A 12832-nucleotide genomic window follows, 5' to 3' on the forward strand; every position below is an offset into this window, starting at 1 on the left:
TTTGATACGGCTCTTATTCCCCTATAGCCTCATTTCTGATGCTCACTTTGAAGGTGACAGTAACCATCTATATCGAAAACCTACTTCAATACTTCTTTTAGCTTTTCACGTAAAGCATCACCATGCAAGTTCTTTGCAATGATTTTTCCATTGGGGTTAATCAGTACATTTTGAGGGATAGACTTTACTGCGTATAATGTGCCGACATCATTTTGCCAGCGTTTTAAGTCAGAAACATGTCTCCAGTGTAGTTTATCTGCGTGAATGGCCTTGATCCAGGAGTTGTGGTCCTTGTCAAAAGATATGCCAAGGATTTCAAACTTGTCTCCTTTGAACTGCTCGTATGTTTTAACAAGATCCGGGCTTTCAACGCGGCAATCGGGACACCAGGAAGCCCAGAAATCAAGCAGTACATACTTGCCTTTAAAATCGGATAGCTGTACAGGATTGCCTGTTGTATCGTTTTGCGTAAAAGCAGGTGCGACTTTTCCGATCTGAACCGTCTCCAGCGCATTTAAATATTCCTGAAATTCTTTTCCTTCGTTGGAGTTTTTTACATTGGCACTCAAAGTATTATAAAGCTCCTGCAGCTCCGTATAAACAGGATCGTAGCCGCCTACACGACGCAAATCAACTAAGGTTGAAATAGAATCAGGTGCTGCTTTAACACGGGCAATGTATTCCTGTTTGGTCAATTCTTTTTTCTGAGCTGAACCAAAGAGGGGAAGAACCAAAAAAAGTAGTGTGATGTATTTTATCATGTTGCTATTCTTCTATATATTTACAAATATAAGAAAATCCACTAATTTGGTAGATTAATAAAATGTCAAAAAATGAACTTCAACCTAATAGCTAAACTTCCACACGTCGGTACATCGATCTTTACCCAGATGACCGCGCTTGCCAATGCGGAGCAGGCCCTGAACCTTTCACAGGGATTCCCGGACTTTGAAACGGATCCCAGGCTTACCCAATTGGTTGCTGCGGCGATGAAAAAAGGACATAATCAGTACGCGCCGATGATCGGTGCACAAAGTCTGCGAGAGGCGATCGTAAATAAATACAAGGCTGTATATAATGTGGATGTAGATCCTTCGGAGGAACTCACGATAACAGCCGGGGGAACCCAGGCCATCTTTACAGCGATAGCAACAGTGGTCGGGGCTGGAGATGAAGTGATTATATTCGAACCGGCATACGATAGTTATGCCCCAACGATCGAATTGTTTGGAGGTAAGGTTATTCCGGTTCGATTATTGGCACCGGATTTTCAGATTGACTGGGATTATGTGGCTACGTTGATCAACGAAAAAACACGACTGGTGATTATCAATAATCCGAATAATCCTACAGGGAAAGTTCTCGGAAATGAAGAATTGAATAAACTTGGCAAACTTCTGCAAGGTACGGACACGCTGCTGCTCAGCGATGAAGTCTATGAACATCTAGTCTTTGATGGAGTTGAGCCGCAATCAGTTTTGAGTATTCCGACCTTGCGCGAACGGAGTTTTGTTGTTGCTTCTTTCGGAAAACTGTTGCATACGACAGGCTGGAAGATTGGGTACTGTGTAGCTCCGGCCATGCTGACACGAGAATTTCGAAAGATTCATCAGTTTAACGTGTTCAGCGTCAATACACCAATGCAAATTGCGATTGCGGAATATTTAAAAGATATTGCCTACGTCGAAGGTCTCGCTGGTTTTTTTGAGAAAAAAAGAGACTTGCTCAAAAATGGTTTGAAGGAATCCCGTTTTAAAGTACTGCCCTGTGAAGGTACCTATTTTCTGAATCTGGATTATAGTACAATCAGCCAGGAGAAAGAATTTGATTTTGCCCGTTATTTGACAACGTATCATAAAATAGCGACAATCCCGCTCTCCGCATTCTATAAACAGGCTACAGATCAACAAGTTTTGCGCGTTTGTTTCGCCAAACAGGACGTTACTTTATTGGAAGCAGTAGCTATTTTGAATAAAATTTAGCCTGTTTTAGATGCTAAATTTAAGGCTAAAAGGTTTTATTTAAAATATTGTTAAGAACAAGGTACTTTATTAAAATTTTACTTCAACTTAACTCACTAATTTCATAAATTTGTAATTCACGTTTATCAATAATCCATAAAATGGCTAGATTAAATTTATTGGAAGAAACACGCTTCGAGAAAGTCCCCGTAAGCGTCTATCCAGATCAAAATTCAGCTTCGAAAAACGTTGCAAATCGTATTGCTGACATTATTCGTGCAAAGCAAGAGAAAGGTGAAAAAGCTGTTCTGGGTCTTGCCACTGGTGCCACACCGGTGAAGGTCTATCAAGAACTGATTCGCTTGCACAAAGAAGAAGGTTTAAGCTTTAAGAACGTGATTACCTTCAATCTTGACGAATATTACCCCATGCAACCTGACGCCGATCAGAGCTATGTGACCTTTATGAACAAAAACTTGTTCGATCACGTGGATATTGATAAGGCGAATGTAAATATTCCTGATGGTACCCTGGCACCTGATCAAGTCAATGCATTTTGTGAGGGATACGAGCAAAAGATTACAGCTGCTGGAGGTTTAGATATTCAATTGCTAGGTATTGGTCGTACCGGACACATTGGTTTTAACGAACCGGGGTCTGCGCCCAACTCCGGTACTCGTATTGTAACCTTAGATGATCTGACACGTCGTGATGCCTCTCGCGCTTTTGGTGGAAAAGAAAATGTGCCAAGAAAAGCCATTACAATGGGGGTAGGTACAATTTTCAAAGCACGTGAGATCATTCTGATGGCATGGACTGAAACAAAAGCGGAGATCATCAAAAAAGCTGTTGAAGGCGAGATTTCAGCAGAGATTCCGGCTACATATCTTCAACTGTCGGATAATGTCGAGTTCATTTTGGATGAGGCAGCAGCGTCGTTGCTGACACGTTTTGATCTTCCATGGTTAGCCGAAGATGTTACCTGGACACCGTCTTTAATTAAAAAGGCAGTTGTTTGGTTGGCCTTAGAGATCAATAAGCCGATTTTGAAACTTACTGACGAAGACTATAATGCCCATGGCATGGCAAAACTGGTGACTGAAACCGGTCCTGCTTATAACATCAATATCCGTATTTTTAATGAACTTCAGCACACGATTACAGGATGGCCGGGTGGTAAACCTAACGTAGATGATTCACAACGTCCGGAGCGTGCCAATCCGGCTAAGAAGAATGTGATTGTATTTTCTCCACACCCAGATGACGATGTCATCTCCATGGGCGGAACATTTATCCGTTTGGCAGATCAAGGGCACAATGTGCATGTTGCATATCAGACTTGTGGTAATACGGCTGTATGGGATGATGATGTAGTACGTTACCTGGAGTTTGCGGAGGATCTGGCAAATCAAATCGGTGCGAAAGCGGAGGCCGCTCAGATCAATCAGATTTATGATGAAGAAAGAGCAATCTTTGCAACGAAAAAACCAAATCAGATCGATACCGAACTTGTTCGCAAAATAAAGGCATTGATCCGTAAAGGAGAAGCCATTGCCGGAGCTCGTTTAGTCGGATTGCCAGATGAAAATATTCACTTCCAGGATCTTCCATTCTATGATAGACAAAAATTTGCGAAGGAAGTATCGTTTGAAGATGATATTCAACAAACAATGGAATTGTTACGTCAGGTAAAACCGCACCAAGTATTTGCAGCGGGAGATTTTGCCGACCCACATGGTACACATAAAGTATGTTTCGATATTTTGTTCGAAGCTTTGAAAAGATTGAGCAAAACTGACGAGTGGACAAAAGACTGTTGGTTATGGTTGTACAGAGGCGCATGGCATGAATACCCAATCCATGAGATTGAAATGGCCGTTCCCCTATCACCACAAGAGGTGTACCGCAAGCGCTTAGCGATCTTCAAACACCAATCCCAAAAAGATCTACCTGTATTCCCGGGTGATGACCCACGTGAATTTTGGGTACGTGCAGAAGACCGTACGAGTGATACCGCGTCGTTATATGATAGATTAGGTCTGGCTAACTACGAAGCGATAGAAGCTTTTGTACGATGGAAATTTGACTAAATAATCTGAGTTAATATTAGGAAAGCTCTGAATCATAAGTGGTTCAGAGTTTTTTGTTTTTAATTATTCTAAATAAACAAGTTTTTATATCTTTGCTTCATTATTTAGAATAATTAAAAATAATTACCCAAAATTATTAACATGGACAAACACTTACTTGCACTTGCCTCTACATTTTTAATCGGAAGCGCTGTATATGGTCAAACTTCAGGGATCGTAAAAGGAAAGGTTGTTGATGCAAACAACAATCCATTAAGCTCAGTAACCGTTTCAATTGGCGATAAAACCGTACGGACAGATCACAGAGGTCATTTTAGACTTCAGGGTGTCGATCAGAATGCGGTAATCCGTTTTACCTATTTAGGATATCAAACAACTTCGGTTGATTATGTATTTAGCTCCACTAGCCGTGAGGGGGTCATAAAACCGGTGGTGTTGGTGAGCAATGAGCAGGCTATAGATGAAGTGGAGGTGTTTGGTGAGCGGAATAAAAAGCCAAAGGGACTTGAGATGATCACCCGTATGCCTTTAAAACCTTCCGATCAGATTCAGAGTATATCGGTGATATCAAATAAAGTAATTCAAGATCAGGGGATATTAACGTTGACAGATGCTGTAAGAAATATTCCGGGTGTTACGCTTTTCGGTTCATACGGCGGCGTTAAAGAATCGCTATCTACACGGGGTTTCAGAGGTGTGCCAGTTTTGAAAAATGGGGTACGTATGGATTCTCAGTTTCAGACCGCTTCCGGCGTTGTGGACATGCAGGGGGTAGAGTCTATCCAGATGATCAAAGGATCCGCAGCGGTAACACAGGGTGTTATTACTGACCTTGGGAATGCCGGAGGGGTGATCAATGTGGTGACCAAAACGCCTAATTTTACCAACGCTGGCGAAGTTGGAGTACGCGTAGGGAGCTGGGGTCAATTCCGTCCGACATTTGATTTTCAGACTGTGTTGGATAAAAAGGAGACTGTTGCTTTTCGTATGGACGGCGCCTATGAAAGAAGTGATAGTTTCAGAAAAGGACTTTCGGCCAACCGTGTGTATCTAAACCCCTCATTGGCTTGGAAACCGACAGACAGAACAACGATTACTTTAGAAGGAGATTACTTTAATGATAACCGTACACCGGTCAATTCGGCTGTTAACTTAAACTCTTCGCAGAGTATCAACGCACTGTACGTCATACCCAATAATAAATTCCTGGGTATGAATTCTGATAATGTAAATACCGAAATGAAAAGCTTTATGGGGCAGATCAATCATGAATTGAGCGATCGTTGGAGCATCCGCGCCTCAATTGCGACATCATCTTATCAGGTCGATAACTTGACGACTTCAGCCACACTTATCGAAGATGATGCGAAAAAATTTGATACTTTTTCTAGAAAGATGAGTAAGAGTTTGAGAGATGACAAGAACAAAACTTTTCAATTTGACCTGATCGGAAAAGATCTTTATACCGGTAAGGTAAAGCATCTGGTGCAGGCGGGGGTTGATTACCGTATTGCTGATGCAACAACAACTTCATTTGGTACGAAGCTGGGCCTGTTGGAGGATAAAGTTCTCCTAAAAAAAGCAGACCAGTCAGCCTTGGCAGCAGGTACTATTGATATTATTGATATTTATGGAGATTGGGCCAACGATTTGACCAACGTCACTTATACAGATTCTTTGGGAAATGAACATACAGGAAAGAAAGTATCTTTTGAGGCCAAAACACCGGTTAGAAACTATTATTCATCCATTGGTTTTATGGCACAGGACGTGATAGAATTCAATAAATATATTAAAGCGGTTTTAGGTCTACGCTATTCTGAAATAATAACACAAGACTTTACATCAAACGGCAATAAAAGAGAATCTGCATGGAATCCAATGGCAGGAGTGATTGTGACTCCTTTTGAAAACTTCAATATCTTTGGATCTTATACCAATGCGACAAATTTAAGAAGTGCAGCTAGTCCGCTCGTTGATGGCACCACAGCTGGTGCATCTAAAACAGAGCAATTTGAAGGCGGGATTAAGTCTGATTGGCTAGGCAACAGACTACGATTTAATTTGACTTATTTTCACATTTATACGTCCGATTTAACGAATGCTGAGTATAATACTGAAAATCAACCGACGGGACTTTATTTCAAAGCTGGAGATTTAATTAGGGATGGTATTGAAGCAGAATTAAACGGCCGTGTATTGGAAAATCTTACAGTGATGTTAGGTTACGCATATTTGGACGCTCGTTATAAAAATTCTCCATCTTATATGAATGGGTCAGCGCCAATGAACGCACCGAAGCATACAGCCAATGCATGGGTGCAGTATGTGTTTAACCAAGGCGCCTTGAGGAACCTGAGTTTAAGTGCTGGTGTCTACTATGTTGGAGACCGTCCTGTGAATGAATACAGTTTGAAACCACAGGGCCACGGTGAATATTATGGAGAAAGGCCTTTCAATATGCCAGCTTATACAACTTTAAATGCACAGGTAGGTTATAAATGGCGTAGGTTTGATGCAAGAGTTTTTGTTAACAATATCACTAATGAGATTGGCTTGAACTCGTATTTCCGAGGCGGTTTTATCAATCAGATTGACCCGAGAAATGCGGCTGTTTCGTTAAGCTATAAGTTTTAAGCGGATAGTATTCCATACTAAAACTGAAAAATGGATGATTTCTATTAGAAATCATCCATTTTTCAGTTTTAGAACTGCTATCAGCCTGTGCTATTTCACCGACGAGCTTAAGTAAATTGGATATCACTATTTTATTGTTAATAATCCAGCCCAGTTTTTAATATGCAATAACGTCTCCTGATCTACCTTTGGCATCAAAGACCTTGAATAGATATTTCTTGCCCACTTGAAAAGGAATTGCGCCATTTACTTCTTTTGACTTCAATGTCGGCGTGCTTCCATTGTCTGTATAATAGACTTTGAATCCGGGATAATCTGTATTGATATACAACTGGTTGCCCTCTTTTTTAATTCCAAGCTTCGGAAGGCGATAGGTATAACCCCCATTAATAATATCCAGTTTCTTTAATTCATCCTCGCCTAATTTCTTAATAAAGGCTGTATACGACTTACGATAGGTTGCTTCATCATAAGCATTGCCTTTTTCCCAAGCTTGTTCCTGCGCCCAGGCACGATCGGCAATGGCGATAAGCCGAGGGAATATCATCTCCTCAAGCCGTTGATCTGTCGATACTTTTTCTGCCCAGAGTGCACCCTTAATGCCGAGCAGGTTTTTCTTTCCTTCAGCCGTGAGTTGCTCCTTGTTGGTATAAGCTTCTTTTACGAGATCTTTTCCGGTGTCATCTTTACGAAGGTTGATGAAGAAGTTTTCCGGTGAGAAAGAATAGGTTCTGTTCAAGTTTACAGTACCCACCCAGCTATGACCCGGATCCGCAAAATCACGATCCCATGACATATCCAGGTAGTTGTTAGCCGCACTTGTATACACAACTTTATAACCTGCATTTGCTAAGCGGTAAGCTAAATCTTCCTGTCCCTGTCCCGGAAGGTTATTCCATACATTGAGATGGATGCCGGATTTACCCAATTCAGCGTTAACTTCCATTCCTTTCCCTTTGTTACGCATACCCATCTCTTCCCATCCCGACATAGTCAGATCTTTACTTTGGACAAGTTGATTTATTTTGGCAATGTATAGTGGCCATACATCCAGGACATTACTGATATTATTCTCTTTCATGAAAGCAAGGATTTTGGGTGATTTTTCCCAGACACCACTCGGTGTTTCATCACCTCCCAAATCGATCATTTTCAACGGGACTCCGGCTTTTTCATGGATAGCTTTGATTTCATCGACTACTTTGCTCAGGAAATGATACGTTGAAGGCAGGGCTGGGTTCATCACATTATCATTCCAGTTCTGCGCAGAGTTATAAACCGATTTGTCGTCTGCATCATCCAATAGGAACTCTTCAGCTTTCTGTTTGTCACCCGCTTTGGTGTAGTGAGCATAACGGGCACGCATCGCTTTGATCGCCGCGCGGGCATGCCCCGGAGTTTCAACTTCAGGAATTACGTCAATATGTCTTGCCTGTGCATATTGTAAGATTTCGATATAATCAGCTACGGTGTAGAATTGATGCGCTTTTGCCGTTGCCCCAGAACCGTAGGCAGGTTGAATTCCTTTACCATCCTCAAAATTAGCAGTACGGTTTGCTCCTACAGCGGTTAGTTCGGGCAAAGAAGGGATTTCCAGTCGCCAACCTTCGTCATCGATAAAGTGGAAATGGAACTTATTCAATTTGTAGGCTGCCATCAGATCCAAAATACGTAAAACTTCTGCCTTGCTATGAAAATTACGGGCCGCATCCAGCATAAAACCACGGTATCCATAGCGCGGGCTATCTTCTATGCTCGCATGTGGTAAGGCAATTGATTTCGTGGTTTTACTCCATTGTTGATGATTGATCAGTGATTTTAACGATTGTATGGCATAAAATGCACCGGCTTTATCCGATGCCTCTATGTGTATACCCTTTGTATTAACATTTAACCGATAGGATTCAGGTTTTAGATCATTTGCTTTGAAGATAACAATTCCATCCTCTTTTGCCGAGGAAGGGGACAGCTTGATTCCCGTGTAATTGTTCAGAAAATCTGTCAGAAAATTCCCTTCTGAAGAAAATTCGCTGGCAACAAATATTTTTGTACCGGCCGCTACATTAAATTTTGTGTTATCGTTGATGTTAATATGACTTGGTAGGGGGATAATGCGCTGTGCTTCGACCCCCTTGGTAAGTTGGTTTAGGTCATATTTATAGGACCAGTAATTATTTTTTTCGGCCTCGGATTGAGGAGCGGTTTTCACTGCTGTATAGTTCCGAATATCTGTTGAAATCCCGGTTTTGCTATTTTTTATGTATAAACCGATTGGTCCGTCGGTATAATTGACTAATCCCGTTGTTGTAAAATCAATATGGATGGTGTCCTGTGCATTTAATAAAAAATTGTTTTTCTTAAAACTAACCTGAAATAGGTCGCCATTCCTGTGGTCAATGGCAAATCTATTATCTACTTTATCAGGATCAATAGATCGGATAAAATTAAACCAGAGGCTCCAATCGTTAAGCTGTATTGCGCTTTTGCCCATATTTTTCAGAATGATTGTTGAGACAGGGTTTTTACGGATATTTTGGCCCTCCTTGACTTGCCAGGTGAGTTGCAGCTGATCTGCAATTGAGCTCGATTTTTGAGCATATGCTGCTTGGCTAAAAAGAGCCATGCCAAGGCCTGCATAGAGTAATGGATTTTTAATTTTTTTTAAATTAGTCATGTTGGTTACTTTTTCAATGAGTCTAAATATAGCTATTTTAGAGAGTTTTGCGATCTATTTGGAAAAAAATGAATAAAAATTCCGATAAAATTTTGACAGATTTAGAAAACTTTCTATATTTGCACACCGAAACAGAAAGCGGCCCGTTCGTCTAGGGGTTAGGACGCAAGATTTTCATTCTTGAAACAGGGGTTCGATTCCCCTACGGGCTACACATCTAAAAGTCAAAACATACAAAAGCCTGCAAATTAAACATTTGCAGGCTTTTTTGTTTTTCAGTATCTACAAAACTTACACGAATTCCCAAGAAAAAAGTGAGTCATTCAGTGAGTCATTTTCTCCGATATGGCTACTCACTAAAACATGTTTAATATTTTGATTATCAGCTTATTCAAATATTAAACATCTTGATCCGTTTTAGTTGCAAGGCTAATTTTGTTTCACTTAAATGATGTTGTCATGAGTACAAATTATTCCTTACTCTTCTATTTGAAGAAACCCCAAAATTATGTTAACGGCCCCAAGCCGATCTACATGCGGATTACTGTTGATGGAATCCCAAAAGAAGTCTCCACAGGACGGGTATGCGATCCGTCGAGATGGAACCCCAAAGCTAATCGTATGAAAGGTACTATCGAAGCTGTCAAGACTCTAAACTCTTACCTTGACACTCTCGTCAGCAAAGTAAGTACAATCCATACCGCTATGACAGCTGCCGCGGAAGAAATTACTGCAGAATCCATCAAGTTGAGGTATCAAGGAAAGGATATCAAACGAAAGCAATTTCTTGATGTTTTTAGGGAACATAATGTGCAGATGGAAACACTTCTGGGAAATGGATTCAAACCTAATACACTCAAAGGGTATAAGACCTCTTTATTACATATTTATGGATACCTAGAGAAAGAATTTAGACTGACAGATATTGACACAAGAAAGATTGACCATGCTTTTGTCACAGGATACGAATTCTTTCTGCGTGCCACGATGGGCTGTTCAGCCGTGTCGGCAGCAAAATACATGAAACACCTGCGAAAGATTATCAAGATCTGTATTGCACATAGATGGATCACTGATGATCCTTTTGCCTTCTACAAAATCAAGGCGAAGGCAAAAGAAAAAGAATTTCTAACCGATGTGGAACTTCGGAGGATAGAAGAAAAGGAATTCAAAATACCACGTCTTGCGCATGTGCGTGATATTTTTGTCTTCTGTTGCTATACCGGTCTGTCTTATGCCGATGTAAAGAAATTAAAATGGACAGACATTGCCGAGGGAGTGGATGGAAAGCTCTGGATCTTCACAAGCAGGGAGAAAACCGAAACCTCATCAAATATTCCGCTATTGCCCAAGGCTCTTGAAATCATTGAACGCTATCGTACCTATCCACCATGTGTGGCAAAGGATATGGCACTTCCTGTGCTGAGTAATCAGAAAATGAATAGCTATCTCAAAGAAATTGCAGACCTATGTGAGATCACCAAAGAACTGACCTTTCACAAATCACGCCATACGTTCGCCACTTCTGTTACGCTTGCCAATAGCGTTCCGATAGAAACAGTTTCCAAAATGCTCGGTCATACTGATATCAAAACCACACAGCATTATGCGAAACTTTTGGATAATAGGGTTGCGGTGGATATGGACAGACTGGAAAGAAAGATCGAGAACAAACCGATGCCAACAGGCAATGCTAAAATTGAAAGGATATGTACTCCACAGGCATTTACTTTTATAAAGGCAGGCCATAAGGGTAGAAATATTGCATAATAATAAAAGGAAGCGGTACATCGTGTATCGCTTCCATATTAAATAAAAAATATGTTATCCTTCCTCAGCAGAGAAATAGCTGCCCTTCTCTATTCTCTTGAAAAGAGCATTATTACTTTGGACCGAAAACTGTCCTTGCCACCATAGCTGATTTCCTGATGTAGTTCTAGTGAATTTCCATCAAGAGATACATCCCACCAATCTATATCTGTCCTGAGCTTTTGGTAATAATCTGCGAGGGAATCGACAATTCCTGTCGCAGGGCTTCCCCATTTCTCTACCCATGCGGAAGGGTTAAATTCCCTAGTTTCCTTGAGCAAAAGACGGTTTCCTGAGAGCTGATAATAATATTTGCGGTAATAAATAGGTTCTCCGGTCTGGATGCTCCCATCTTTAATAATTACATCTGCGCCCGGGGGATTCCATTCTCCGCCATCCCCAGTGCTACTTGAACCGACAAAATACGGTACCGTTAACCGTAGTGAAGCACTGTCACGCCCGTCAAAACTCAGATATTCGTAAGGGAGGTTATCTGTCTGAACATTACTGCTCCCATTCTTATCACCGGTAGAAAGGGTGGTTTCATAACTTTTTAACTTCCATTTTCCTTTCAGACTGCCAGTCATACCCTGTCCAGAATTTTCCTTTTTGCAGGAAAAAAACAATAGGGGAAAAATGAACAAAAGGATCAATCGGTTTCTGTTCATGGCCTAATTATGGTTTGAATGGCTAAAATAAATAATTTAAATATGAGTTCAAAATCTATGGAGATTCAGCTTTTGGGGCTGCGGTAGTCGGGATAGAAGAATTTATCAATGGAGATTTTTAAATAGATTCTGTTGAGAAAAATCTATCTCATAAGTTTAATTAATCGAGCATATTGTACTCTTGGTTGTGGTCAAATGGCAGTTGGTCGAATAAATTTGGAATTATTATTCAAGTTGACCTAATTTGAATGCTGATTTTTGAACAGTACAACGGTCAGAACAGATAGCTATTAATTCATAACCAAATATTTAAAACCATGAAAGAACACGAAATTGATATCTATCTGGATGATGTTAAAACGAGGATCGACCTTCGAAAGATGGATTATACCTCGCTTCGGAACCTTTCCATGAAATTGCAACGGATCCTGGGGGACAATAGTTATATCCATGAGATGATCCTTGAAAGCGACCTTTACTATTTTCGGCAGGAGATCAGTGCCAAGGCAGTGGGGGCCCTCCGTAAGCATGGGATAATAACGGTGTCGGAACTCATGGCCTGCTCATATGAGCAACTGGCCGAGATGGATGCACTTGGACAAAAATCCCTTTCCGAAATTGTAGGCTTTATCAAGCAGCTGGGAAAATAGAGAGCTTTTAATTCCGGGTTCTGAAAACTTTCCTATCACCTTTCCGGTTTCCCTGCATTTCTTATTGGTTCCCATAGAGATTGCTTCATGCCCATCAATAGTATGGCGGTTCAAGTTATGAACCCATCTACATGCCTCGATAATATTTGTCTATTTACAAGTATTTGAATGGCGTTTCTTTGCACCTACTGATATTTACAGCTTTCTAAAGCTCGCCAATTTGCTGTTGAAAACGAAGTGGATCGTTATTAGGTCAGGAGAAAGGCTGTATGAAAAAGTCAGATATCGGGGAAATCGTGCAACTTATATTGGTTAAACGTCTGTTTATCGAAAAAATTTGCAA

General features: G+C 40.8%; 8 protein-coding genes and 1 tRNA gene. 6 read left to right on the forward strand and 3 right to left on the reverse strand.

Going from position 1 to position 12832, the window contains the following annotated elements; genetic code table 11:
• Nucleotides 1–80: 80 nt before the first annotated feature.
• Complete coding sequence (locus tag G6053_RS00515) at nucleotides 81–761, reverse strand: TlpA disulfide reductase family protein (RefSeq protein WP_165305185.1); 681 nt, start codon at nucleotides 759–761, stop codon at nucleotides 81–83.
• 72 nt (nucleotides 762–833) lie between these two features.
• Here G6053_RS00515 and G6053_RS00520 point away from each other — a divergent pair, with 72 nt between their 5' ends.
• From G6053_RS00520 to G6053_RS00530, 3 genes are all read left to right on the forward strand, one after another.
• Nucleotides 834–1982, forward strand: coding sequence for a methionine aminotransferase (locus tag G6053_RS00520; RefSeq protein ID WP_165305186.1), 1149 nt, complete (start codon nucleotides 834–836; stop codon nucleotides 1980–1982).
• A 140-nt stretch (nucleotides 1983–2122) separates the two neighbouring features.
• Nucleotides 2123–4051, forward strand: a complete 1929-nt coding sequence (gene nagB, locus G6053_RS00525; RefSeq protein WP_165305187.1) for a glucosamine-6-phosphate deaminase — start codon at nucleotides 2123–2125, stop codon at nucleotides 4049–4051.
• A 141-nt stretch (nucleotides 4052–4192) separates the two neighbouring features.
• Entirely contained in the window at nucleotides 4193–6688 is a 2496-nt protein-coding gene (locus G6053_RS00530; protein WP_165305188.1) for a TonB-dependent siderophore receptor, read from the forward strand.
• Between the two features lie 157 nt (nucleotides 6689–6845).
• Here G6053_RS00530 and G6053_RS00535 read toward each other — a convergent pair whose 3' ends face one another.
• Complete coding sequence (locus tag G6053_RS00535) at nucleotides 6846–9362, reverse strand: family 20 glycosylhydrolase (RefSeq protein WP_165305189.1); 2517 nt, start codon at nucleotides 9360–9362, stop codon at nucleotides 6846–6848.
• Nucleotides 9363–9502: 140 nt separating this feature from the next.
• Between G6053_RS00535 and G6053_RS00540 the strand changes: the two genes are divergently transcribed.
• Both G6053_RS00540 and G6053_RS00545 read left to right on the forward strand, forming a co-directional pair.
• Nucleotides 9503–9574 (forward strand) — tRNA-Glu (locus G6053_RS00540).
• 247 nt (nucleotides 9575–9821) lie between these two features.
• Nucleotides 9822–11132 carry a site-specific integrase gene (locus tag G6053_RS00545; protein ID WP_165305190.1) on the forward strand — a complete coding sequence of 437 codons (1311 nt, stop codon included), beginning with the start codon at nucleotides 9822–9824 and terminating at the stop codon, nucleotides 11130–11132.
• 89 nt (nucleotides 11133–11221) lie between these two features.
• Here G6053_RS00545 and G6053_RS00550 read toward each other — a convergent pair whose 3' ends face one another.
• Nucleotides 11222–11839 (reverse strand): hypothetical protein, encoded by a 618-nt coding sequence (locus G6053_RS00550; protein WP_165305191.1) that lies wholly within the window; start codon nucleotides 11837–11839, stop codon nucleotides 11222–11224.
• Nucleotides 11840–12156: 317 nt separating this feature from the next.
• On the opposite strand from G6053_RS00550, the gene G6053_RS00555 reads away from it, so the two are divergent.
• Nucleotides 12157–12489, forward strand: coding sequence for a DNA-directed RNA polymerase subunit alpha C-terminal domain-containing protein (locus G6053_RS00555; protein WP_165305192.1), 333 nt, complete (start codon nucleotides 12157–12159; stop codon nucleotides 12487–12489).
• The last annotated feature ends 343 nt before the right edge of the window (nucleotides 12490–12832 follow it).

This window comes from Sphingobacterium sp. DR205 (genome assembly GCF_011064245.1).
In the GTDB taxonomy this organism is placed as follows: Bacteria; Bacteroidota; Bacteroidia; order Sphingobacteriales; family Sphingobacteriaceae; genus Sphingobacterium; species Sphingobacterium athyrii.